The sequence below is a fragment of the Pseudomonas sp. NY11955 genome, assembly GCF_048068035.1.
GTDB lineage: Bacteria > Pseudomonadota > Gammaproteobacteria > Pseudomonadales > Pseudomonadaceae > Aquipseudomonas.
In genome coordinates, this window is sequence record NZ_JBLUPS010000020.1 from 15,791 (window position 1) to 40,525 (window position 24,735).

Consider the following 24,735-nt stretch of genomic DNA (forward strand, 5'->3'; position numbering starts at 1 on the left):
ATGGCACCATAGTCCATCCTTGACAGAACGCGGTGCTAAACGTAAGTTTCAAACAACTGTTTGATAGACGGCCGCCAAGAGCTGGTCACCCCCACAGAACTGACTCAGAGGTTCATCGCAATGCCTGATTACAAAGCCCCCTTGCGTGATATCCGCTTCGTTCGCGACGAGCTGCTTGGCTATGAGGCGCACTATCAGAGCCTGCCGGGCTGCCAGGACGCCACGCCTGACATGGTCGACGCGATCCTCGAAGAGGGTGCGAAGTTCTGTGAGCAGGTGCTGTCGCCGCTGAACCGTGTGGGTGACCAGGAAGGCTGTACCTGGAGCGAATCGGGCGTGAAAACCCCGACTGGCTTCAAAGCGGCCTACGAGCAGTTCGTCGAAGGCGGCTGGCCGAGCCTGGCGCATGACGTCGAGCATGGCGGCCAAGGCCTGCCGGAGTCGCTGGGCCTGGCCCTGAGCGAAATGGTCGGCGGTTCGAACTGGTCGTGGGGCATGTACCCAGGCCTGTCCCATGGCGCGATGAACACCATCTCTGCGCATGGCACCGCCGAACAGCAGCACACCTACCTGACCAAGCTGGTGTCTGGCGAGTGGACGGGCACCATGTGCCTGACCGAGCCGCACTGCGGTACCGACCTGGGCATGCTGCGCACCAAGGCCGAGCCACAGGCCGACGGCAGCTACAAAGTGTCGGGCACCAAGATCTTCATTTCGGCCGGTGAGCACGACATGGCCGACAACATCGTCCATATCGTCCTGGCCCGCCTGCCGGACGCACCGGCCGGTACCAAAGGTATTTCGCTGTTCATCGTGCCGAAGTTCCTGCCCAATGCCGAAGGCGGCGTGGGTGAGCGCAACGGCGTGAGCTGCGGGTCCATCGAGCACAAGATGGGCATCCACGGTAACGCGACCTGCGTGATGAACTTCGATGCGGCCACCGGCTACCTGATCGGCCCGGCCAACAAAGGCCTGAACTGCATGTTCACCTTCATGAACACCGCTCGCCTGGGTACCGCGCTGCAAGGCCTGGCCCACGCCGAGGTGGCGTTCCAGGGTGGCTTGAAGTACGCCCGCGAGCGCCTGCAAATGCGTTCTCTGACCGGCCCGAAAGCACCGGACAAGGCTGCCGACCCGATCATCGTCCACCCGGACGTGCGCCGCATGCTGCTGACCATGAAGGCCTTCGCCGAAGGCAACCGTGCGATGGTGTACTTCACCGCCAAGCAGGTGGACATCGTCAAGTACAGCCAGGACGAAGAAGCGCGTAAAAAGGCTGACGCCCTGTTGGCGTTCCTGACCCCGATTGCCAAGGCGTTCATGACCGAAGTCGGTTTCGAGGCCGCCAACCACGGCGTGCAGATCTACGGTGGCCATGGCTTCATCGCCGAATGGGGCATGGAGCAGAACGTGCGCGACAGCCGTATCTCCATGCTGTACGAAGGCACTACCGGTATCCAGGCACTCGACCTGCTCGGCCGTAAAGTGCTGATGACCCAGGGCGAAGCGCTGAAGGGCTTCACCAAGATCGTGCACAAGTTCTGCCAGGCGCAGGAAGGTAACGAAGCGGTCAAGGAGTTCGTCGAGCCGCTGGCTGCCATCAACAAGGAGTGGGGCGAGCTGACCATGAAAGTGGGCATGGCTGCCATGAAAGACCGCGAAGAAGTGGGGGCGGCCTCGGTCGATTACCTGATGTATTCCGGCTATGCCTGCCTGGCCTACTTCTGGGCCGACATCGCCCGCCTGGCGGCAGAGAAACTGGCAGCCGGCACCAGTGAAGAGGCGTTCTACACCGCCAAGCTGCAGACGGCACGCTTCTACTTCCAACGCATCTTGCCGCGTACCCGTACCCATGTGGCGACCATGCTGTCGGGTGCCAACAACCTGATGGAAATGGACGAAGAGCACTTCGGCCTGTCGTACTGATCCATCGGTTGTAACGAAAGCCCGCCTGCCCTTACCGGGGCAGGCGGGTTTTTTTTTCTGCAACCAGACGCCTATCCCTTGTAGGAGCAGCCTTGTGCTGCGAAGAGGCCATAACTGCCCAAAAAAATTTCTGTCATACCGGCCCTTTCGCAGCACAAGGCTGCTCCTACAAGGATCGCACCTGATCGGAAATTCAATTGTTCATGTGTGCTGCCGATGAAGTAAGGGCACAATGCCATTATTGATCTGCCGGGTTGGAGATTACCCTTGTTTCGTCTTAACGCTGTTCGCGCAAGCCACTTTCTGCCATCGCTGGTTCTGTTGTTGGCAGGGCTCGCCGCAGCCTATGTGAGAGACCTCAGCGTCTTTTTCACATCGCTGTTCAATGTCCTGCCTACCTTGGTCCTGCTGCTGGGCGGCGCCTACTGCGCGGTGTATCGCCGCCAGCGTGAGCTGTTCATGATGCTCACGGTGTACATCGCCTACTTCCTGCTCGATACCCAGACCGACTTCTACCGTGACCATGGCCGCGTGCGCGAGGACGCCGCAGTGATCTTCCACCTGGTGTGCCTGCTGCTGCCCGCGCTGTTCGGGCTGTATGGCGCCTGGCAGGAACGTACCCACCTGCTGCAGGACCTGATTGCCCGCAGCGCCGTGCTGTTTGCCGTGGGTAGCGTGGCGGTGGCCCTCGAACAAAGCTATCCCGAAGCACTGCTGACATGGCTGGCGGAAATCCGTTGGCCGGCCTTGCACGGCCAGTGGATGAGCCTGATCCAGATGGTCTACCCCTTGTTCATCGGCGTGTTCATCCTGCTGATAGTTCAATACCTGCGTGCACCGCGGCCTCTGCACGCTGCGTTGATAACGGGCCTGGTAGGTATTTTCTGGATGCTGCCGCAAACCTTCATCCTGCCATTCACCCTGAACATCATGTGCAGCCAGGTGATGCTGATGATCGCCGCGGCAGTAGCGCACGAGGCTTACCAGATGGCCTTCCGCGACGAACTGACCGGGCTGCCGGGGCGCCGGGCGCTGAATGAACGCATGCAGCGCCTGGGGCGCAATTATGTGATCGCCATGACCGATGTCGACCACTTCAAGAAATTCAACGATACCCACGGGCACGACGTGGGCGACCAGGTGTTGCGTCTGGTGGCCAGCCGCTTGTCCAAGGTGACCGGCGGCGGCCGAGCCTACCGTTATGGTGGCGAGGAGTTCGCCCTGGTGTTCGCCGGCAAGACGGCCGAGGAATGTGTGCCCCACGTGGAAGCCGTGCGCGAGGTGATCGCCAACTATGTGATGCACCTGCGCGACCAGAGCAACCGCCCGCAGGACGATACGGCTGGGCGTCAGCGGCGGGCGGGCAGCGGTGGCGGCACGGTATCGGTCACTATCAGCATCGGCGTGGCCGAGCGTCAGGCTGATCATCGCAACCCCGAAGCGGTGCTGAAATCCGCTGACCAGGCGCTGTACAGCGCCAAAGGCGCAGGGCGCAATTGTGTCATGGTGCATGGGCAACAATCGCAGCGTGGGGCGGTGCGCATGGCGTGACCGAACAAGACTGTATGGTCGAGTGATGACCCTATGTCTCGTAAAAGTTGTTCGGTTACACTGCCAGTAACCCCAGTGTCGCGGTTCCCCGAGACCGCCCCGACCCGACTAGCGAGAGGTTGTCATGGCTGACTATAAAGCGCCCCTGCGCGACATGCGCTTCGTACTGAATGAAGTCTTCAACGTGGCCGAGCAGTGGGGGCAATTGCCCGCGCTGGCCGAAGTTGTGGATGCCGACACGGCCATGGCCGTGCTGGAAGAAGCCGGCAAAGTCACCGCCAAAACCATCGCGCCGCTCAGCCGCGCCGCCGATGAAGAAGGGTGCCACTGGGACAACGGCGCAGTGCGCACCCCAGCCGGCTTCATCGAGGCTTACAACACCTACGCCGAAGGTGGCTGGGTGGGCGTGGGCGGCGACCCGCTGTTCGGTGGCATGGGCATGCCCAAGGTCATCTCGGCGCAGGTCGAGGAAATGGTCAATGCCTCCAGCCTGGCCTTCGGTCTGTATCCGATGCTGACCGCGGGCGCCTGCCTGTCGATCAACGCCCACGCCAGCGAAGCTTTGAAGGAAAAATACCTGCCGAACATGTACGCCGGCGTGTGGGCGGGTTCCATGTGCCTGACCGAGCCACATGCCGGTACCGACCTGGGCATCATCCGCACCAAGGCCGAGCCCCAGGCCGACGGCAGCTACAAGGTCAGCGGCACCAAGATCTTCATCACCGGTGGCGAGCACGACCTGACCGAAAACATCATCCACCTGGTGCTGGCCAAGCTGCCTGATGCACCGGCGGGGCCGAAAGGCATCTCGCTGTTCCTGGTGCCGAAGTTCCTGGTCAATGAAGATGGCAGCCTCGGCGCGCGTAACCCGGCCACATGCGGCTCGATCGAGCACAAGATGGGTATCCAGGCTTCGGCTACCTGCGTGATGAACTTCGACGAAGCGGTCGGTTACATCGTCGGCGAGCCGAACAAGGGCCTGGCGGCAATGTTCACCATGATGAACTACGAGCGCCTGGGTGTTGGCATCCAGGGCCTGGCGTCGGCCGAGCGTTCCTACCAGAACGCCGTTGAGTACGCCCGCGATCGTTTGCAGAGCCGCGCCCCGACCGGCCCGCAAGCCAAGGACAAGGCCGCCGACCCAATCATCGTCCACCCGGACGTGCGCCGCATGCTGCTGACCATGAAGGCGCTGATCGAAGGGGGCCGCGCTTTCTCCACCTACGTGGCCATGCAGCTGGACAGTGCCAAGTACAGCGAAGACGCCAATGTGCGCAAACGCAGCGAAGAGCTGGTGGCACTGCTGACGCCGGTGGCAAAGGCGTTCCTCACCGACCTGGGCCTGGAGTGTGCGGTGCATGGCCAGCAGGTGTTCGGTGGGCATGGTTATATTCGCGAGTGGGGCCAGGAGCAACTGGTGCGCGATGTGCGCATTACGCAAATCTACGAAGGCACCAACGGTATCCAGGCGTTGGACCTGATGGGTCGCAAGGTGGTGGCCAGTGGCGGGGCGTATTACAAGCTGTTCTCCGATGAGATTCGCCAGTTCATTGCCAGTGCGGGCAGCGAACTGCACGAATTCGCCAACCCACTGGGCGCTTCGCTCGATCAGCTCGATGGGCTGACCGAGTGGGTATTGCAACAGGCCAAGGGCAACCCGAATGAAATTGGCGCGGCTTCGGTCGAGTACCTGCATGCCTTTGGCTATGTTGCCTATGGCTACATGTGGGCACTGATGGCACGGGCCGCCAAGGCGGGTGAGGGTGATGAGGCGTTCTACTCCGGGAAGCTGGGTACGGCGCGGTTCTACTTTGCGCGGTTGCTGCCACGGGTGGACTCGCTGGTGGCTTCGGTGAAGGCGGGGAGTGAGTCGCTGTACCTGCTGGATGCCGAGCAGTTTTGACAGCGCTTGGCTTGTAAGCTTTTTCCTACACAACGTGGTGACTTTTCTCCACTGTTCTCAGATTGGATCCATGGTTAATCTTTACCACATGGACGTTGCGCAGGAAGCGCAAAGGACAGATCAAGGAAGACGACGAAGGACCACCTGCCAGGACGGCGGGATGATACGGATGTCACAGGGAAACAGTCTGGAAAACCCCGCTTCGGCGGGGTTTTCTTTGTGCGCGTGTTTTTTCAGGCCAGCACATCCAGCGGTGACGTCCCCAACAGGCGGGCATCGGTTTCTTCCTCCAGCAGCGTGCGTAGCAGCTCCACAGAGGCCTGCTGGCGCTGGGCATCGCGGAACACCAGGCCAACCTTCAGCGGCACGCGCGGCTCGCTCAGCGGCTTCCACAGCAGCCCCTGGTCATCCTCGGCAGCCTCCTTGGCCCGCCCCGGCAGAATGGTGGCCAGCGCCGTGTGCGCCAGGCTGTCGAGAATCCCCGCCATGTTGTTCATCTCTGCCTGCACCTGCGGCCGTCGGCCTTGGCTGGCCAGCTGTGCCTGCCAGATCTGGCGGATCTGGAACTCTTCGCCCAGCATCAGCATGGGCAACTCGGCGGCTTGGCGGATGGAGACCTTCTTGAAGTCCTTCAGCGGGTGGGTATCGGGTATGACCAGTTGCAGCTCATCTTCGTACAACAGCAGGCCATGCAGCCCTGGCTGGCGCGGCGGCAAGTAGCTGATACCGATGTCCAGGCTGCCATTGAGCAGGCGCCGTTCGATCTCCAACCCCGACAACTCGTAAATCTGCACGACCAGGTGAGGCTGAGCCTTGCGTAGCCGTTCGAGCAGCTGTGGCACCAGGCTAGGCCGCACGGTCTGCAGCACGCCGATGGCCAAGGTGCGCAGCGACTGGCCCTTGAAGTTGCGCATGGCCTCGTGAGCACGCTGCAGGCCGTCGAGCAACGGCAAGGCATGGTTGTACAAGGTGTGGGCGGCCAGGGTCGGCAACAGGCGCTTGTTGCTGCGCTCGAACAGACTTAGGTCGAGGCTGTGCTCCAGCTGACGGATTTGCTGGGACAGCGCCGGCTGAGACAGCGACAGGCGTTCGGCGGCACGGCCTACGTGCCCTTCTTCATACACCGCGACGAAATAACGCAGTTGGCGGAAATCCATAAGTAACACTTATCGAAAATGCTGGAAAAACGAAATGGTCGAAAACCCTCGCGGGGCCTAGTCTATCGCCGTATTCCAAAGGGTTACAGCGATGAATAGCTCGATTGTTACCCCGGATGAAAAACACTTTTGATAGGCAAGGCAAAATATCGAGTGACGGCAGCAAGACCGCACCGTGCCGCCCTTTACCGTGATTGGTTGGAGCCCTGATGAACCTGTTCAACCTGCGCCGCTCGGCCCCTGCCGCCGTCGCCGAGCCCAAGCGTGCGCCGGTGATCGTGCCGCAAGCAGCCGAGCTGTCGCGTGATCGCCTGATGCCCAGCGCCGAACGTGCAGCGCAGGTATTCGTGCGGGGCCAGGGCTCCTGGTTGTGGGACAACGAAGGGCACGCCTACCTGGACTTCACTCAGGGTGGAGCGGTCAATAGCCTGGGCCACAGCCCCAGTGTGCTGGTAAAAGCGTTGGGCAACCAGGCCCAGGCGCTGATCAACCCGGGCTCGGGCTTCCACAGCCGAGGCCTGCTGGGCCTGGTCAACCGCCTGTGCCAGAGCACCGGCAGTGACCAGGCCTACCTGCTCAACAGCGGTGCCGAGGCCTGCGAAGGTGCGATCAAGCTGGCGCGCAAGTGGGGCCAGCTGCACCGCAACGGTGCCTATCACATCATCACCGCCAGCCAGGCCTGCCATGGCCGCAGCCTGGGTGCGTTGTCTGCGTCCGACCCGCTGCCGTGCAATCGCTGCGAACCGGGCCTGCCGGGTTTCAGCAAGGTGCCGTTCAATGACCTGGCGGCGCTGCACGCTGCGGTGGATTCACGCACCGTGGCAATCATGCTTGAGCCGATCCAGGGCGAAGCGGGCGTCATCCCGGCAACCCAGGAATACCTCAAGGGCGTGGAAACGCTGTGCCGCGAACTGGGCATCCTGCTGATCCTCGATGAGGTGCAGACCGGTGTTGGCCGCTGTGGTGCGCTATTGGCAGAAGAGACCTATGGCGTGCGCGCCGACATCATCACCCTGGGCAAGGGCCTGGGCGGTGGCGTGCCGCTGGCCGCCTTGCTGGCCCGGGGCACGGCATGCTGCGCCGAGCCGGGTGAGCTGGAAGGCAGCCACCATGGCAACGCCTTGATGTGCGCCGCCGGCTTGGCAGTGCTGGAGACCGTGCTGGAGCCTGGTTTCTTCACCCAGGTGCAGGATAACGGCCGCCACCTGCGTGAAGGCCTGAGCCGTCTGGCCGGGCGCTATGGCCAGGGTGAAGTGCGTGGGCAAGGCCTGCTGTGGGCCCTGCAACTGAAAGAAAACCTGGCCCGCGAACTGGTAGCGGCAGCCCTGTACGAAGGCCTGCTGCTGAACGCGCCGCAAGCCGATGTGGTGCGGTTTTCGCCGGCGCTGACCGTGAGCAAGGGCAACATCGACGAGATGCTGCTGCGCCTGGCCCGCGCCTTCGCCCGCCTGCATGCCCAGCAGCAGGCCCGCCGCGAGGTGCCGGCGTAACTGTGTAGCAAGACCGAGAATTCTACGAACCGTCTGGCGTTCCTGCGCATCGCCCCTGGCCTGTTTCATTCGGCCTGGGGCGTTTTTTTTTGCCTGTGGAACCTCTAGGGCGGGCAGCTAGTCTTTGCTGTAACCCTTCAGGAGAGACTCGCATGGACTTTATCCGCATCATCATCGCCATCATCCTGCCGCCGCTGGGGGTGTTTCTGCAGGTCGGGTTTGGCGGGGCGTTCTGGCTGAATATTCTGCTGACCCTGCTGGGGTACATTCCGGGGATCGTGCACGCGGTGTACATCATCGCCAAGCGATAAGCGGTAACACGGTCCCTGTAGGAGCAGCCTTGCGCTGCGAAGAGGCCATTACAGGCACAGAAAGTGCGCTGCCGGTGACGATCCTTTCGCAGCACAAGGCTGCTCCTACAAGGGCCCGCTCGGCTTATTGCCCCAGCACCCGGCAATAGAACTTCCACTCTTCTTCCAACGCATGCGCCAGGTTCTGCGCCTTGCGAAAGCCATGCCGCTCGCCCGCATAGAAGTGCCCTTCAGCCTCTATCCCGTTGGCCTGTAGCGCCGCCAGCATCGACCGCGTCTGTTCCGGCACCACCACCGCATCCAGCTCACCCTGGAAGAAAATCACCGGCACCCTGATCTGCCCCGCATGCAGCAGCGGTGTGCGCTGGCGGTAGCGTTCAGCGTCCTGTTGCGGGTCGCCGATCAGCCAGTCCAGGTAATCGCCCTCGAATTTATGGGTGGCACGGCTCAGGGCAACCGGGTCGCTGACCCCGTACAGGCTGGCACCGGCGCGGAATACATCATGGAAGGCCAAGGCGCACAGGGTGGTGTAGCCACCGGCGCTGCCGCCACGAATGAACGCCTTGTGTTTGTCGATCAGGCCCTGAGCCGCCAGATAGTCGACCACCGCACAGGCATCGGCCACATCGCTTTGGCCCCAGCGCAGGTGCAGTGCCTGGCGGTACTCGCGGCCATAGCCGGTGCTGCCTCGGTAGTTCAGGTCGGCCACGGCAAAGCCGCGCTGGGTCCAGTACTGAATGCGTGGGTCCAGCACGGGGTAACAGGCCGAAGTCGGGCCGCCGTGGACGAATACCACCAGCGGTGCGGCGCCTTGCGACTGCGCTGGTGGGTAGAAGAAGCCATGGGCCTGTTCGCGGTCACTGCCGTAGTGGATGGGCTGCGGCAGGCTGATTTGCCCTGCCGGCAGCAGCTCGGCACCTCCCGCCAGTACGCGTACTTCATGGTTGCCACGGTCGATAGCCACCACTGCCGGCGGACTGATGGGCGAGGCGGCAATGGCATAGAGGTGTTCGGTATCCATGGCCAGGCTGCGAAAGCGCGTATAGGCACTGGCGAAACGCTCCATGCGGCCATCTTCGGCACGCAGCCCCAATTGCCCGAAGCCGTCCTCGAACCAACTGGCCAGGTAGCTTTGCGGCCCCATTGCCAACCAGGTGCAGGTGCCCAATTGCCAGGGTGCGGCCGCATGGTCCGCAGGCCCGGCGGGCAACGCCTGCCAGTGGCCAGCGACTTCACCCCAGGGTTGCCAGAAGCCCTTGCGGTCGGACAGGCAATACAGCCGGCCATCGGCATCGAAGCGTGGTTGCTGCAGCGACTCGTCAGCGGCGGCCATACACTGCGGCGGCCCCCAATGGCCGTTGGCATCCCGTGAGCGACACATCAGCCGGGTGACGGTCCAGGGCTGTGCCGGGCGGTCCCATTCGATCCACGCCAGGCGTTGGCCATCGGCGCTCACAGTGGGTGAGGCATAGAAGTCGGCGCCCTCGGCGAGCACTTCACGGCTGCTTTCAGCCACAGCGACCAGGCGATGCTCCACCTGTTCGGCATGGTGCTCCTCGACGGCCAGCACCTGGCCGTCATGCCACTGCACATCGCCGTAGCGGCAGCTGGCATCCTGGGTCAGCGCCCGTGGTTGCGAGTCGTCCAGTGGCTGGGTGTAGAGCTGCTGGTCCTTTTCGTTGACGAAGACCAGGCCGTCGCCACCCAGGCAGTAGCTGCCACCGCCATACTCGTAGACCCGGCTGCGCACGCTGAAGCCATCCGGGGTCAGGCAGCGGGCCTGGTAGTGCAGCCAGTGCCAGATACGGCAAGCACCATCGGCCGGGCGAAATTCGATCCAGAACAGCCCGTCGGCACTGACTTTGAGCTCGGTGAAGTCGGTGCCGGCGGCAACCGCCTGGGCCGCGCTGAACTCAGCCGCGGGCGATGACACGGGAGTTTCGATCATTGCGGAAGGTCATCTGTTCAATGGCGAGCTTGGCGGTTTCCGCTTCCTCGCGGGCCTTGAGGATGATGCCGTGGTCAGCCGACTTGGCGCACACCGGGTCGGCGTTGCTGGCATCGCCGGTGAGCATGAAGGCCTGGCAGCGACAGCCGCCGAAGTCCTTTTCTTTTTCGTCGCAGGAACGGCACGGTTCGCGCATCCACTCATAACCACGGAAGCGATTGAAGCCGAACGACTCGTACCAGATATGGTGCAGGCTGTGGTCGCGCACGTTGGGGAATTGAACCGGCAGTTGGCGTGCGCCGTGACAGGGCAGTGCAGTGCCGTCCGGGGTGATGGTGAGGAACAGGTTGCCCCAGCCATTCATGCAGGCTTTGGGACGCTCCTCGTAGTAGTCCGGGGTGACGAAGATCAGCTTGCACGGGTTGCCCTCGGCCTTGAGCTTGTCCCGGTATTCGTTGGTGATGCGTTCGGCCCGCTGCAACTGCGCGCGGGTGGGTAGCAGCCCCAGGCGGTTGAGGTGCGCCCAGCCATAGAACTGGCAGGTGGCGAGCTCGACGAAGTCGGCCTCCAGAGCAATGCACAGTTCGATGATGCGGTCGATCTTGTCGATGTTGTGCCGATGGGTGACGAAGTTGAGCACCATCGGGTAGCCGTGGGCTTTCACCGCACGGGCCATTTCCAGCTTTTGTGCAAAGGCCTTTTTCGAGCCGGCCAGCAGGTTGTTCACCTGCTCGTCGCTGGCCTGGAAGCTGATCTGGATATGGTCCAGGCCGGCTTTCTTGAAGTCGGCGATGCGCGCCTCGGTCAGGCCAATGCCCGAGGTGATCAGGTTGGTGTAGTAACCCAGTCGGCGGGCTTCGCCGATCAGCTCGGCCAGGTCCTGGCGTACCAGTGGCTCGCCGCCGGAAAAGCCGATTTGCGCGGCACCCATTTCCCGCGCTTCGGCCATCACCCTGAACCACTGTTCGGTGCTCAGTTCCTGGCCCTGGGCGGCGAAGTCCAGCGGGTTTGAGCAGTACGGGCACTGCAGCGGGCAGCGATAGGTGAGCTCGGCCAGCAGCCACAGCGGCAGGCCGACCTCGGGCGTGGGCGGCAATTCAGGCGAGGACGATCCAGTGTTCGGCACGGGCCACCTCCATGAACTGCTCGATGTCGTCGGCCACTTGCGGGACATCGGGGAATTGCTGTTCGAGTTCGCTGATGATCGCTGCCACGTCACGCTGGCCGTCGATCAGGCCACCGATCAGGCTCGCGCTGTCGTTGAGCTTGATCATGCCTTCGGGGTACAGCAACACATGGCCCTTTTGCGCCGGCTCGTACTGGAAACGGTAGCCGGGGCGCCAGTTAGGCACCTGGTTACGGTCGAAACTCATAGGGTGATCCCCTTGTGCCACACCCGTTCCTGGGTGACTGAATGATAGGGCGGGCGGTTCAGCTCGTAGGCCATGCTCATGGCATCGAGCATGCTCCAGAGGATATCCAGCTTGAACTGCAGGATCTCCAGCATACGCTCCTGTCCCTCGCGGGTGGTGTAGTGCTGCAGGGTAATCGCCAGGCCGTGCTCCACATCGCGTCGGGCCTGGCCCAGGCGGGTGCGGAAGTATTCGTAGCCGGCCGGGTCGATCCATGGGTAGTGCTGCGGCCAACTGTCCAGGCGTGACTGATGGATTTGCGGGGCGAACAGCTCGGTCAGCGAGCTGCTGGCCGCTTCCTGCCAGCTGGCACGGCGGGCGAAGTTGACGTAGGCGTCCACGGCAAAACGCACACCGGGCAGTACCAGCTCTTGCGAGCGCAGCTGGTCTGGGTCGAGGCCGACGGCCTGGCCCAGGCGCAGCCAAGCTTCGATGCCGCCATCCTCGCCGGGGGCGCCGTCATGGTCGAGCAGGCGCTGGATCCACTCGCGGCGCACTTCGCGGTCCGGGCAGTTGGCCAGGATCGCGGCATCCTTCATTGGGATGTTGACCTGGTAGTAGAAGCGGTTGGCCACCCAGCCCTGGATCTGCTCGCGGGTGGCGCGGCCCTGGTACATCGCCACATGGTAGGGGTGATGGATGTGGTAATAGGCGCCCTTGGCGCGCAGGGCCTGCTCGAATTCGGCAGGGGACATGGGCAGTGCGTCGCTCATGGGGCCTCCTTACAACTCGATGCTCATGCCGTCGAAGGCAACTTCCACACCGCGGCGCAGGACTTCGGCGCGCTCGGGGGAGTCTTCATCGAGAATCGGGTTGGTGTTGTTGATGTGGATAAGTACCTTGCGCTGACGCGGGAAACCGTCCAGCACTTCGAGCATGCCGCCGGGCCCGTTCTGCGCCAGGTGGCCCATCTCGCGGCCGGTGCGGGTGCCCACGCCACGGCGCTGCATTTCATCGTCTTCCCACAGGGTGCCGTCGACCAGCAGGCAATCGGCGCCGTGCATCATCGCCAGCAGCTTTTCGTCGACCTGGCCCAGGCCTGGGGCGTAGAACAGCTTGCCGCCGGTACGGGTGTCCTCGACCAGTAGGCCAAGGTTATCGCCTGGGTGCGGGTCGAAGCGGTGCGGCGAATACGGCGGTGCTGCGCTGCGCAGGGGGAAGGGGGTGAACTTGAGGTTGGGGCAGGCCTCGATGACGAAGCTCCCTTCCAGCTCGATGCGGTTCCACTGCAGGCCACCGTTCCAGTGGCTGAGCATGTTGAACAGTGGGAAACCGGTGGTGAGGTCCTGGTGAACCATGTCGGTGCACCACACCTGGTGCGGGCAACCTTCGCGCAGGCTGAGCAGGCCGGTGGTGTGGTCGATCTGGCTGTCCAGCAGCACGATGGCGTTGATGCCGGTGTCGCGCAGGGCGCGGGCCGGCTGCATCGGCGCAAAGGCCTGCAGTTGGGCGCGGATGTCGGGCGAGGCATTGCACAGCACCCAGTGCACGCCGTCGTCGGACAGGGCAATGGACGATTGGGTGCGTGCCGTGGCCCGCAGGGTGCCGTCACGATAGCCCTTGCAGTTGACGCAGTTGCAGTTCCACTGCGGGAACCCGCCACCGGCGGCGGAGCCGAGAACCTGGATGTACATGGCCACTCTCTATGCGGAAAACCGGATCGAAAAAACGAAAACGCCCCGGCAGGCCGAGGCGTGGAACCCTAAGCCGGGCTTAGCGGTTAGCGAAGTACATGGTGACTTCGAAGCCGATACGCAGATCAGTGTATGCAGGTTTGGTCCACATGGAATTACTCCTTCCGAATGAGGGTTGGGTTGCTCAGCTACTACTTGGGTACCGCCATGGGTCGGCAGTTCCCTGAAACTGGGATTGCGCTATCTTACAAGAAAAACTTGTACCGAAAGGTTAATTATTCGATAAGCGCCATTGCAGCTCGCGTAACAATCATTGCTTTGCGCCCTGCCAGGAAGGGTCTGGCGCGGCAGCGTTGGCCAAGCATAGCCAAGTGGAACCTGTATCGAGCAGGTTGCTCAGCAGGTGGTCCAGATCCGTCTGCCGCGTGGTCAGGATAGCCCTGCGCAGCGCATCCAGCCTGCCGGGTTGTGTAGCCAGGTGTGTCTGCCACGCCCATTCGGCGACATCGGCATTGGCCATGGCCGTCTCGTTGAATTGCCCGGCCAGCGCGTCGCGAGCGGCTGGGTCCAGGGTAACGCCCAGGCGCAGCAGGGTGAGCAGGTGATCGAGGATCTGCGTTTGGCTGGCGTGGGGCGACTGCACGCCGAACAGCAGGCCGCCGACACCTTCAACCTGACGAAAGGCGCTGAACACCGCGTAGCCGAGTTGCAGTTCTACCCGCAGGCGTTGGTAAACCGGCCCCTGCAGCAACTGAGCCAGCAGGCGGCCTGTGGCTTCGTCGGCCGCAGGTAGTGGGCAGAACAGCAGCAGGGCATGTTCACTGCCCGGAACTTGGGCATGTTGCCAGCGGTGGTTGCCCCATGTAGGCAGCGGGCCAGGCAGCGAACCTTGCCCTGGGCAGCGCTGCAATGCAGTGCCCAAGGCGCTCAGCGCTGCATCGTCGAAGCCCACGGCCAGGGCATGCCAGTGTGCCTGCTGCCACAGGCTGTTGAGTTGCCGCTGCTCCAGCGTGCCGGCCAGCACCGTTGTGGGCGGGGTACCCAGCACCGCGTCTGGCAGTTGCTTGAGCAGGGCCCTGATGGGTATCAGTGCCGGGGATGACGCTGCACAGGGCAGCCAGCAACTGGCTGGGGGCTTGAGCATCGAAGCCAAGGCCTGCTCCACTGCCCGCAGCACTGCGGCCGGCAGCCCGGTGCAGCGCAACTGCCAGTATTCCCCAGCAGTGGTGTACTGCAGTTGTACCGAGGCGCGTTCACAGCGCTCCTGCAGCGGTGCGAGGGCCTGTTCGAGCACACCTTGCAAACGCTGGCGCAAAGGCGAAGGCACATGCCAGCGCAGATAGAGAGCTGCATATTGGCGGGTGCCAGGGAGCTGGTCGCTAATCTTCAGTGCTGCCGGCAGAGGCTGTGCGTTGGTTACGGGCAGATCAGCCGTCAGCAACGGATCGGTTGGCGGCAGGTGCCACTGGCCATGCTCGCTGCCTGGCAGGCTTTCCAGCACAGCTTGCAGGGCCTGCAAACCTTGCGTATCCAACTTGGTGAACGGCTGCTTCGTGCTGTCTCGGCGGGCCAGTTCAAGTGCGCTGGCGCTGCGCTCGCGGCTGAGCTGCAGCAGGCCGAAGTCACGGTTCAGTTGCTCAGGATCGGCCTGTCGGATAAAGCTGAACCAACCGTGCAGCAGGGCGCTGGCCGCGTCTGGGCAGGCGTCGGCGCTGAGCTTCAGGTCAAGGTGCCACAGCAACTGCCCGGCGAAGGCATACAGCGTTTCGGCTTTGAAACTTTGCAGCCAGCCACGTTCGCGCAGCGCATTCAGCCAAGTACCAGGGCGGCTGTCAGCCAGGCAGGCGATCAACAGTTCCAGCGCCTGCTCGGCACCCGCCGGGAGGTTTTCGTGGGTGAAAGCCAGTGGCGTAGTCGTCACTGACAGGGGCGGAGGCTGAATGTGCGGCACTGGCTGGCCTGTGGCGAACTGCTCGGCATGCTGCCGGCCAAGTTGCTCCAGTTCATCCAGTGGCTGCGGGCCGCACAGGCTCAAGACCATCTGACCGCCTTGGTAAAAACGCCGGTGAAAGCCCCCAAGCGCTTGCTGGAAGGCCGGGTCGTGCAGGGCCAGGGTGTATCGGTTGCCGGCATGAAAAGCGCTCAGTGGATGGCCAGGCGATACCGACTGCAGCAAGGCGAACTGCTGCTGGGCCTGTGGGTTGCGCGACCAGGCGATGAACTCGGCGTGGATCACCTCACGTTCGCGATATTGGCGCGCGATGCCCAGGTCAGGCTCGGCCAGCATCTGGCACAGGCGGTCGAGGCCTCCGGCCAAGGCATTGGGCGGGACTTCGAAGAAAAAATCGGTGGTGCGTTCGCGGGTGCTGGCGTTGACCTGGCCACCGAGGGCCTGCACATAGCGCATCAGGCCGTCGTCCAAGGGATACCGCGTGGTGCCGAGGAAGAACAGGTGTTCGAGGAAGTGGGCCAGGCCTGGCCATTTTCCCGGCGCGTCGTGGCTACCCGCGTGCACCCGCAGTGCGGCGGCCGAGCGCTTCAGGCGCGGGGCATGGCGCAGGGTGAGCTGCAGGCCGTTGGCGAGGGTGAGGTGGCGGGTGGCGTCAGACATGGGGGGCTCCGGTTGCTGCTGGCCATGCTAACCCATTTGTTTGCAGGCCCGGACTCTTCGCGGGCATGCCCGCGAAAGGGCCGTCAGCCTTTACGCAGGTACAGATCCTGGCGCAGGTCGGTCAGGTAAGGAAATGCCTCCCGGCCCTGTACCACCCGCTCATGCTCCAACTCCGCCAGCAACTGGCACTCACCTCGCCCGGCCATGGCCAGCAAGCTCCCATCCGGCCCGATGATGCTGCTCTGCCCGCAATACTGGATCTCTTCTTCCGCGCCGCAGTAGTTGGCATACACCAGGTAGCACTGGTTTTCCTGTGCCCGCGCCCTCACGGTCACCTGGCAGGTAAAGTCGTACGGTGCCATGTTCGCCGTCGGCACCAGGATCAGCTCGGCGCCTTGCAGCGCCAGGCGCCGGGCGTTCTCCGGGAACTCGATGTCGTAGCAGATCAGCAGGCCGACTTTCCAGCCATCCAGCTCCACCACCGGGAAGTGGTCGGCGCCTGGGCTGAACATCGAGCGATCCAGTTCACCGAATAGGTGGGTTTTGCGGTAGTTGCTCAGGCTGCGGCCATGCGCATCGATCAACTGCACACTGTTGTAGATTGCCCCGTCATCGCCGCGCTCGGGGTAGCCGTACACGATAGCGATGCGGTGCGCCTGGGCGATTTCCACCACCGCCATCGCCGCCGGGCCATCGTCGGCTTCGGCCAAGCGCTCGACCTGGGCCAGGCCAATGTTATAGCCGGTCAAAAACATCTCCGGGCACACCAGCAACTGGGCGCCACGTTCGGCTGCCAGTTGCGCCTGGTGGCGCAGCCGTTGCAGGTTGCCGGCTACGTCCAGTGGCTTGGGTGCGCCCTGGAACAGAGCGATGCGCATGGCGCCTCCTTGTCTCAATCCGCCAGCGCGATCGGGCCGATTTCGTCGAACACGTCGCCTGGGCCGGGGTTGTCCGGGTGGGTGTGGCCACCGAAGTGGTTCATGATACCCCACACCGCATTGAGCGATGTTTGCACCGCGCCTTCCACCCAGGCAGGGGTCCACGACACGTCGTCACCGGCAATGAACATACCGCGCTGTTCGGCAGGCATGTCCTGCTGCATGAAGTGCGCGTACATGCGCTGGTTGTAGCGATAGTGGCCCGGCAGCGCGCCCTTGAAGGCGCCAAGGAAGTGCGGGTCGGCTTCCCAGGAAATGGTGATCGGGTCGCCGATGATGTGCCCCGCAATGTCGGTCTTCGGGTAGATCTTTTTCAGCGCATCCAGGGCCAGTTGCACGCGTTTTTCCACCGGGTGCGGCAGCATCTTCAGCGCATCGCTCATCCAGGCGTAGGACAGGCAGATCACGCCCGGTTTGTCGTCACCGTTGTCGAACAGGTAGGTACCGCGGGTGAGGCGGTCGGTGAGGGTCATGCTCATCAGGTCGCGGCCGGTTTCCGGGTCCTTGTCCTTCCAGAACGGCCGGTCGACCATGACGAAGGTCTTGGATGACTGCATGTAACGGGTGCGGTCCAGGGCCATCCACATCTTTTGCGAGAACAACGATTCCTCGCAGTCGATCTGGGTGGTCAGCAGCCAGGTCTGGCAGGTGGCGAGCACTGCGCTGTAGTGGCGGGTGTCGCCCCAGTTGTCGGTGACCGCCAGGCGGCCATCGGCAGCGCGGGCGATGCGCTTGACCCCGGTACGCGGCGCGCCGCCGTGCAGCGCGCTCAGGCTGGTGCCCTGCGGCCAATGCACGCAGCGCTCCGGTACATGACGCCAGATGCCTTGCGGCACTTGTTCCACCCCGCCGACCACCAGGTGCTGGTGGTCGTCGCAGTTGGTCATCACCACGCGGAAGATTTCCAGCATTGAGTTGGGGAAGTCCGAATCCCAACCGCCGGTGCCGAAACCGACCTGGCCGAACACTTCGCGGTGCTGGAAGCTCAGCTTGGCGAAAGAGCGCGAGGTGGCGACGAAATCGTAGAAGGTGCGGTCATCCCACAGCGGCACCAGCTTGTTCCACAGCTCCTTCAGGCGCGGTACGTCACGGTCGCGAATGGCTTGCTGGATATCCGCGAATTGGGCGCCGCTTTCCAGCGCGTCGGCCCAGGCGTCGGCCACCTCATGGAACAGCGCGGGCAGGTCGGTGGGCTTTTCGGCGTAGTAGGTCTGGCCTTCCAGGTCGATCACCGTGCTGCCCGAGGCTGGGGTCAGCGGGTTGGGGAAAGGCTTGGTTTCCAGGCCCAGCTTGTCCACGTAGTGATAGAAGGCAGTGGACGACACCGGGAAGCGCATGCCGCCCAACTCGGCGATGATCCCATCGGTGCCATTGAAGGCTTGCGAGCGCAGCCGGCCGCCCAGCTTGGAGGCCTCGTACACCACTGGCTTGAGGCCCAGCTTCATCAACTCGTAGGCCGCCACCAGGCCGGCGATACCGGCACCCACGATGGCCACTTCCTCACCATGGCGCTCAGCCGGGATGCTGCCCAGGCCTGCCGGGTGTTCCAGCCAGTCGTCGAAGGCAAACGGGAAGTCCGGGCCGAAGATGGTGATCGGCTTCTTGCCGTCGGCGGGGTGGCGGTTTTTCTTGTTCATGAAGTGACCTTGCCAGAGAGGCTGCGCGGGGAGCGGAGCCTGAGTATAGGAGATGCCTGGGGGTCATTTTAGGGAGTGGGATGTTCGTAATTAAGATGCAGAGTGGTGTCTTAATGTAGCCGTGTTCGTCATATTTGCAGGTAAATTATAAATAGTGACGAATCAAGTCAGCGATGCCAGGTGATCCACTGTCTCGGGGTACTTCTGCACCAAACGAATGAGTGCAACAGCCTGCGCGTTAGGCCTGGAACGGCCTTGCTCCCAGTTCTCCAGCGTTCTGGCGTTGGTTCGCAGATACGTAGCGAAGAGAGCCCTGGACATGTTGAGGCGCTGGCGTAGCTCTAGCAATTCATTCGGGGCCAAGGGGGTCAGTTCGATGAAACTGACTTTGTGCGAGCGCAGGGTCTTCTTGCCTTGGCGTTCTTCGGCCAGGGCGTCGAAACCTTCAGTAAGCTCAGTGAACAGGTTGCGTGGCATGATGGGTCCTCGACAGGTATTCGCGTTCGAGCATGGTTCTCAGTGCTTTTCGCTGGGAGTCGGTCAAGTCATCCTGTATGTCTTTGCCGTATAGAGTAAACAGCCAGAACTGAGTCCCCGGAAGCCAGAAGTAGTAGATGATGCGGATGCCGCCGCGTTTACCCTTCTGCCGTTGGGAATCGGGAAACCGCAGCTTCCTGAGCCCTCCTGTGCCTTGAATCAAATCTCCAGCAAGCGGGTTCTTCAACAAGAGTTGTTGCAAGGAGCGAAAGTCTTCGTCGCTCAGGTAGCTGAGGCGATGACGTTCAAATGAGGGAAGCTCAACAAAAACGGCGTCCATGCGCTGTACGTTATCTGCGTATAGTTTGGGAGGTGTGGTGAGGTGTGTCAATCCTGCCTCTACCCAGCCTATTACGCATTGAAGCTGCGCTTAAGCACGAATGAATTGCAGCAAGTAACGCAGAAGGAAGCTCGGCACGCTGATACGGCATTTCGCTTTTCACTTGCATGGCAGCCCTGCTGGGGGCTGCTCAGATTGGCTGCCCGCGATCTACCTTGCTGCTGAGAATGATCGACGTGGTGGTTTTTTCCACCCCGTCGACACTGCCAATCTGGTCGAGCAACTGGTCAAGTTGCTCGGGCGAGTCCGTACGCAGCCAGGCTACATAGTCGAACTCGCCGCTCACTGCACACAGCTGTTGCACTTGCCCCATGGCACTCAGGCGGCGCACCACTTCCTTGCCGGAGCGCGGCTGCACCTTGATCCCCACGTACGCCTGCAGCCCGCCGCCCATCACTTGCTGGCCAAGACGCACGCCGTAGCCGGAGATGACCTTGTTCTTCTCCAGCCGCTCCAGGCGCGAGTTGACCGTGGTGCGGGCGATGCCCAGCTGGCGGGCGAGGGTGGCGACGCTTTCGCGGGCGTTGATCTGCAACAGGGCGATCAGCTGGCGATCGATTTCATCCAGTGTGATGGAGCGGGAATCCGACATGGCGAGTCTCTACGGTTGGCCCGCTAGCCTAGCCAGCCAATGCCGATGAGGGCAAGGGCAGTCAAAGCGGGCGGCGCTGGCCCGATGGCTTTGCCTTCGGCATGATGAAGCACTCGTCCAACGGGAACCTCAGTGTGAATCTCGATCAACTCCTCGAATGCTGGCGACTGGAAGTCTCCAACAAGAAAAGGCCCGGACGCCGTATCAGCCTGCTGTTCAACGTGCTGCGCCGCGCACGCAAGGACAACAAACTGCGCTTTCTCTTCGCCTACCGCCTGGCCCAGTATCTCGACGCCCGTGGCGGGCTGGCCCGGCGACACGCCCGGCGCATGCAGCAGCGGCTCAACCTCAAGTACGCCGTGGACATCGACATCGGCGCACACATCGCGCCCGGCCTGCGCATCGCGCACCTGCCGGGGGTAGTGATCACCCGGCACGTGAGCATCGGGCGTAATTTCTTCATCCGGCAGAACTGCTCGATCGGCATCAAGACCCTTGGCCTTGAGGAATATGCGCTGCGCATTGGCGACAACGTGAGCATGGGCGCCAATAGCTGCATCGTTGCTGACCGCATCGATATTGGCGACAGCGTGGTGATTGGCGCGATGTCGCTGGTTACGCGGGATATTCCGACTGGCATGACCTTTTACAACCCACGACAGGTCGAGATGCGGGGTTTCCCAGCGCGGGATGAGTGATGCGCCTGAATGGGCTTTGTGCACGAGCAGCAGGCGCCGGCAAATGGCGTGCTTTGTCGCACCTGCGCACTCAACGGGATTGGTTGGGGCAGGGCATGCATTGAAGAGCGAGCGTAATGGCTCGGCTGATCGACAGGCATGAAAAAGCCGCGCATTTGCGCGGCTTTGTCGTATCTGGTGGGCCCACACGGACTCGAACCGTGGACCAAAGGATTATGAGTCCTCTGCTCTAACCGACTGAGCTATAGGCCCTCAGTGAGTGGCCGGATTATAACGAGGGTTTCGCACCTGTGCCATCTGAAAGATCTGATAGTGCTATGCGAAGGAACGCGGCCGCGAACTCATCCGGTGGCAGTGGCAGGCTGACGATGTAGCCCTGGATCTGTTCACACCCTTCCGCTGCCAGAAAACGCTGCTGGGCCTGGTTTTCCACACCTTCGGCAATGATCGTCAACTGCATGCTGCGGCCCAGGGCGATGATTGCGCGGGCGATGGCGGCATCGTGCGGATCATCGGGCAGGCCGCGGATGAATGACTTGTCGATCTTGAGAATGTCCAGCGGCAGGCGCTTGAGGTAGCTCAGCGAGGAATAACCGGTGCCGAAGTCGTCGATGGCCAGCTGCACGCCCAGTTTCTTCAACTGGTACAGCACGGCCAAGGCCTCTTCTGCCTGGCTCATGATGAAGTTTTCGGTGATTTCCAGCTGCAGGTCGCCGGCCTTCAGCTGGTAGTGCTTGAGCAGTTGCTCGATGCGCCGGGCCAGGTGTGGGTGGCGCAGTTGGGCCCCGGCAAGGTTGATCGACAGCGGGCCGAAGGGTTCGTAGTGCAGCTTCCAGGCCTGCATCTGCCGGCAGGCTTGCTCCAGTACCCAGTCGCCGAGCTGGAGGATGGTGCCATTCTCTTCCGCCAGGTGGATGAAGTGCTCCGGCGGTACCTCGCCAAAGGTCGGGTGGCTCCAGCGGATCAGCGCCTCGGCGCCCACCAGGCGCTGGGTCTTGAGGCTGAGCTTGGGCTGGAAGCACAGGCTCATTTCGTTGCGTTCGATGGCGCGGCGCAGTTCATGCTCCAGGGCGATGCGCTCGCTGGCCTGGGCAGTGAGGTCGCGGGTGTAGGCTTCGACACGGTTGCGGCCTTTGGCCTTGGAACGGTACATGGCGGCGTCGGCGTTGCGGATCAGTGTGGCAACGTCGGTGCCGTCCTGTGGATAGAGGCTGATGCCGATGCTGGCGCTGGTGAAGAACTCATGCTCACCCGCCTGGAACGGGGCGTTGAAGCACGCCAGCAGCTTGTTGGCGATCGTGCTGGCGTCACTGGGTTTGTGCAGGCCGGGCAGCAGGATGATGAATTCGTCGCCACCCAGTCGGGCAACGGTGTCCACATCCCGCACCTGCTCCTTCAGGCGCTGGGCGATGCCCTTGAGCAACAGGTCGCCTACTGGGTGGCCGAGGCTGTCGTTGATGTGCTTGAAACGGTCGAGATCGAGGAACAGCACCGCGCCCTGGCGGTTGGACACCTGCGCGCAGGTGAGCACGGCCTGCAGGCGGTTCTCGAACAGGGCGCGGTTGGGCAGGCCGGTCAGCGGGTCGTGGTGGGCCTGATAGTCGAGTTTGGCCTGGGCGTGCTTGATGCTGGAGATGTCTGCGAAAACCGCCACGAAGTGAGTGATCTCGCGTTCGCTGTTGCGCACGGCACTGATGGTCAGCCAGCTTGGGTAAAGCTCACCGTTCTTGCGCTTGTTGTAGATCTCGCCCTGCCAGTGGCCTTCGTCGGTCAGTTGGTGCCACATGGCCGCATAGAATGCGCTGTCGTGCTGGCCGGAGGCGAGCAGGCGCGGGGTCTGGCCGAGGGCTTCGATTTCGCTGTAACCGGTGATTTCGCTGAAGGCTCGGTTGACGGCACTGATGTGCTGGTCGATGTCGGTAATCAACACGCCTTCGGCGGTGTTCTCGAACACGGTAGCGGCCAGCTGCAGTTTCTCCTGCATCAGGTGGCGCTCGGTGATGTCGCGGGCGATGGTCAGCATGCAGTCGACGCCGGTAATCGGCAGGGGCCGGGCGGACAGCTCGCACAGGCGGATCTGGCCGTCGCTGCGGCGGATATGGCAGGTGAAGTCGCGCACGAAACCGTCGCGGTTGAGCTGGTCGACCAGGCGCTTGCGCTCGTTGAGGTCTACCCAGATACCCAGGTCCAGCGAGGTCTGGTCGATGGTCGGGTTGAGGTCGTAGCCGGTGAGGCGGCAGAAGCCTTCGTTCACCTCAAGCAGCAAACCGTCACTCTGGCGTGAAAGCAGCAGGCCGTCGGGCGAGGCGTGGAAGGCTTTGGCGAACTTCTCTTCCGAGGTTTGCAGCTGTTGCTGGGTCTCTTTGAGCTGGCTGATGTCGCGTACCGCCACTACCAGCGCGGGGGTGCCATCGAGTTCAAAGGTTTCGGCCGAAGTCAGGCCGGTGAACAGCTGGCCATTGCTGCGGCGGAAGCTCATTTCCAGGTTGCGGATGCCGCCCTGGTGCAGGCGTTCGAGCACTAGCGGGCCGCTGCCTTCGACGCCCCATAGCTTCAGGTCGGTTGCGGTGCGGCCAATCACCTGGCCTGGGGTCAGGCCGATCTGCTCTTCGAAGGCTTCGTTCACCTCCAGCAGGCAGCCATCGCTGTGGCGGGCGATCAGCAGGATGTCTGGGCATTGTTGGAACACCGAGGCGAACTTCTGCTCGGACAGGCGCAGGGCGTCTTCGGTGCGCTTGGTTTCGCTGATGTCGATCATCAGGCCACGCATCACCGGTAGGTGGCCGTGTTCGATCATGCTGACGATATTGCGTACCCACAAGGGTTGGCCGTCGGCGCGGATCACCCGGTAGTCCAGGCTGTGGTCGCGCCCAGCCGCGGTTTCGCTGTCGCAGTAGGCCTGGGCCCAGAGGGCGTCCTCCGGGTGCAGGATGCTGCGCCAGAAGCCGGGCCGCAGCCAGTCGCTCAAGGGGTAGCCGAGCAGGTCTTCGGCGTGGGGGGAAACATAGCTGTAGGTGAAGTCGTTGGCATCGGCTTCCCAGGCGATGGCAGACAGGCTCTCTACCAGACCGCGGTAGTGGTATTCGCTGCTGCGCAGTTCTTGCTCCAGGGCGATGCGCCGGGAAATTTCCGAGCTGAGGCGGCGGTTGATGCGGATGACCACGGCCAGCACGGCCATCAGCAACAGCACCGTGGGCAGGCCATACACCAGCAAGTCGGACCAGAACATCCGTTGGTCGACCACATTGCCCACCCAGCGCTGCTGGATATGGCTGATTTCGCTGCTGCTCATGTCGGCCATCACTTTGTCGAGGATGCCGACCAACACGGCCTTGTCGCGGGGGACGGCCATCGCCAGCTGGTAGCGGTAGGGTGTTTCGCCGCTGACGTAAAGGCCGTCGAGCTTGAGCTGGCGCAGGCTCCAGATGCTGGACGCCAGGTCACCGACCACGGCATCCACCTGGTCGGTGGCCAGGGCCTGCAGTGTGGAGCTGACATTGGGCAACGCCACCAGGTTGAGGTCGGGGTGGTGGGTGCGCAGCAACTCGTGCGGGGCGTAGTTCTCGACAACGGCGATTTTCAGGCCGTACAGGTCCTCCAGCTTGCGCGGTTGTGCGCCGCCTTTGTGGGCGAGGATGACAATGGGGAAGTCGAGGTACGGGCGAGTGAAGGCCAGGTAGCCCTGGCGTTCGGGGGTGGACATGATGCCGGGTAGCAGGTCGATGCGGCTTTCTCGCGCCTGTGCCAGTACCTCGGTCCAGCTGCTGGGTTCGACCGGTTTGAGCGTCACGCCCAGGCGCTGCTGGATCGTGGCGATGTAGTCGGCGGCCAATCCCTGGTACCGGCCCTCCTGGTCGCGAAACTCGAACGGTGGCCAAGAGGCGTCTACGCCCAGGCTCAGCTGCGGGTGGGCAGCCAGCCAGGCTTTTTCCTCGTCTGTCAGGGTCAGGGCGCCGGCCGTTGTGTTCCACAACATCAGGAGCAGCAACAGAATGGCCGGCTTCAAGGACATGGCAGCCTCGCATTCAGGTGGTCTGAAGTCGAGTGTAG

General features: G+C 62.7%; 20 protein-coding genes and 1 tRNA gene. 6 read left to right on the forward strand and 15 right to left on the reverse strand.

Going from position 1 to position 24,735, the window contains the following annotated elements:
* Positions 1-120: 120 nt before the first annotated feature.
* The 3 genes from ACNFBR_RS26030 (at position 121) to ACNFBR_RS26040 (ending at position 5,380) form a co-directional block, all read left to right on the forward strand.
* Positions 121-1,926: a phenylacyl-CoA dehydrogenase gene (locus ACNFBR_RS26030; protein ID WP_416737394.1), complete on the forward strand. Its 1,806-nt coding sequence runs from the start codon at positions 121-123 to the stop codon at positions 1,924-1,926.
* A gap of 267 nt (positions 1,927-2,193) precedes the next feature.
* A complete protein-coding gene (locus tag ACNFBR_RS26035; RefSeq protein WP_416737395.1) occupies positions 2,194-3,477 on the forward strand; it encodes a diguanylate cyclase in 1,284 nt (427 codons plus the stop codon).
* Positions 3,478-3,601: 124 nt separating this feature from the next.
* Positions 3,602-5,380, forward strand: a complete 1,779-nt coding sequence (locus tag ACNFBR_RS26040) for an acyl-CoA dehydrogenase C-terminal domain-containing protein (protein WP_416737396.1) — start codon at positions 3,602-3,604, stop codon at positions 5,378-5,380.
* A gap of 233 nt (positions 5,381-5,613) precedes the next feature.
* Here the strand turns inward: ACNFBR_RS26040 and ACNFBR_RS26045 are convergent, their stop codons facing one another.
* On the reverse strand, positions 5,614-6,537 hold the full coding sequence (locus tag ACNFBR_RS26045; protein WP_416737397.1) for a LysR family transcriptional regulator: 924 nt from the start codon (positions 6,535-6,537) through the stop codon (positions 5,614-5,616).
* A gap of 209 nt (positions 6,538-6,746) precedes the next feature.
* On the opposite strand from ACNFBR_RS26045, the gene ACNFBR_RS26050 reads away from it, so the two are divergent.
* Positions 6,747-8,027, forward strand: coding sequence for an aspartate aminotransferase family protein (locus tag ACNFBR_RS26050; protein WP_416737398.1), 1,281 nt, complete (start codon positions 6,747-6,749; stop codon positions 8,025-8,027).
* A gap of 152 nt (positions 8,028-8,179) precedes the next feature.
* Entirely contained in the window at positions 8,180-8,338 is a 159-nt protein-coding gene (locus ACNFBR_RS26055) for a YqaE/Pmp3 family membrane protein (protein WP_009681539.1), read from the forward strand.
* A gap of 124 nt (positions 8,339-8,462) precedes the next feature.
* Here the strand turns inward: ACNFBR_RS26055 and ACNFBR_RS26060 are convergent, their stop codons facing one another.
* From ACNFBR_RS26060 to ACNFBR_RS26115, 12 genes are all read right to left on the reverse strand, one after another.
* Positions 8,463-10,286 (reverse strand): S9 family peptidase, encoded by a 1,824-nt coding sequence (locus ACNFBR_RS26060; RefSeq protein WP_416737399.1) that lies wholly within the window; start codon positions 10,284-10,286, stop codon positions 8,463-8,465.
* Positions 10,252-11,412: a pyrroloquinoline quinone biosynthesis protein PqqE gene (gene pqqE, locus ACNFBR_RS26065; protein ID WP_416737400.1), complete on the reverse strand. Its 1,161-nt coding sequence runs from the start codon at positions 11,410-11,412 to the stop codon at positions 10,252-10,254. Before pqqE ends, ACNFBR_RS26060 begins: the two co-directional genes overlap by 35 nt.
* A complete protein-coding gene (gene pqqD / locus ACNFBR_RS26070; protein WP_416737401.1) occupies positions 11,384-11,659 on the reverse strand; it encodes a pyrroloquinoline quinone biosynthesis peptide chaperone PqqD in 276 nt (91 codons plus the stop codon). The genes pqqE and pqqD overlap by 29 nt, the downstream gene beginning before the upstream one ends.
* Positions 11,656-12,411 (reverse strand): pyrroloquinoline-quinone synthase PqqC, encoded by a 756-nt coding sequence (pqqC, locus tag ACNFBR_RS26075; RefSeq protein ID WP_416737402.1) that lies wholly within the window; start codon positions 12,409-12,411, stop codon positions 11,656-11,658. The genes pqqD and pqqC overlap by 4 nt, the downstream gene beginning before the upstream one ends.
* A 9-nt stretch (positions 12,412-12,420) precedes the next feature.
* The gene (gene pqqB / locus ACNFBR_RS26080) at positions 12,421-13,332 is read right to left on the reverse strand and encodes a pyrroloquinoline quinone biosynthesis protein PqqB (protein ID WP_416737403.1); all 912 of its coding nucleotides are present in this window, start codon (positions 13,330-13,332) and stop codon (positions 12,421-12,423) included.
* Between the two features lie 79 nt (positions 13,333-13,411).
* Entirely contained in the window at positions 13,412-13,483 is a 72-nt protein-coding gene (pqqA, locus tag ACNFBR_RS26085) for a pyrroloquinoline quinone precursor peptide PqqA (protein WP_003243383.1), read from the reverse strand.
* A gap of 159 nt (positions 13,484-13,642) precedes the next feature.
* A complete protein-coding gene (gene pqqF, locus ACNFBR_RS26090; RefSeq protein ID WP_416737404.1) occupies positions 13,643-15,943 on the reverse strand; it encodes a pyrroloquinoline quinone biosynthesis protein PqqF in 2,301 nt (766 codons plus the stop codon).
* Between the two features lie 83 nt (positions 15,944-16,026).
* Positions 16,027-16,821, reverse strand: coding sequence for a carbon-nitrogen hydrolase family protein (locus ACNFBR_RS26095; protein WP_416737405.1), 795 nt, complete (start codon positions 16,819-16,821; stop codon positions 16,027-16,029).
* A gap of 14 nt (positions 16,822-16,835) precedes the next feature.
* On the reverse strand, positions 16,836-18,518 hold the full coding sequence (locus ACNFBR_RS26100; protein ID WP_416737406.1) for a flavin monoamine oxidase family protein: 1,683 nt from the start codon (positions 18,516-18,518) through the stop codon (positions 16,836-16,838).
* Positions 18,519-18,680: 162 nt separating this feature from the next.
* Entirely contained in the window at positions 18,681-18,995 is a 315-nt protein-coding gene (locus tag ACNFBR_RS26105; RefSeq protein WP_416737407.1) for a helix-turn-helix domain-containing protein, read from the reverse strand.
* Positions 18,973-19,335: a toxin gene (locus ACNFBR_RS26110; protein ID WP_416737408.1), complete on the reverse strand. Its 363-nt coding sequence runs from the start codon at positions 19,333-19,335 to the stop codon at positions 18,973-18,975. The genes ACNFBR_RS26105 and ACNFBR_RS26110 overlap by 23 nt, the downstream gene beginning before the upstream one ends.
* 190 nt (positions 19,336-19,525) lie before the next feature.
* On the reverse strand, positions 19,526-19,987 hold the full coding sequence (locus tag ACNFBR_RS26115) for an Lrp/AsnC family transcriptional regulator (RefSeq protein WP_416737409.1): 462 nt from the start codon (positions 19,985-19,987) through the stop codon (positions 19,526-19,528).
* Positions 19,988-20,121: 134 nt separating this feature from the next.
* Here ACNFBR_RS26115 and ACNFBR_RS26120 point away from each other — a divergent pair, with 134 nt between their 5' ends.
* Positions 20,122-20,685 (forward strand): serine acetyltransferase, encoded by a 564-nt coding sequence (locus ACNFBR_RS26120; protein WP_416737410.1) that lies wholly within the window; start codon positions 20,122-20,124, stop codon positions 20,683-20,685.
* A 175-nt stretch (positions 20,686-20,860) separates the two neighbouring features.
* Here the strand turns inward: ACNFBR_RS26120 and ACNFBR_RS26125 are convergent.
* Positions 20,861-20,937: transfer RNA gene (locus ACNFBR_RS26125), tRNA-Ile, on the reverse strand.
* Positions 20,938-20,953: 16 nt separating this feature from the next.
* The gene (locus ACNFBR_RS26130; RefSeq protein ID WP_416737411.1) at positions 20,954-24,697 is read right to left on the reverse strand and encodes an EAL domain-containing protein; all 3,744 of its coding nucleotides are present in this window, start codon (positions 24,695-24,697) and stop codon (positions 20,954-20,956) included.
* Positions 24,698-24,735 lie beyond the last annotated feature (38 nt).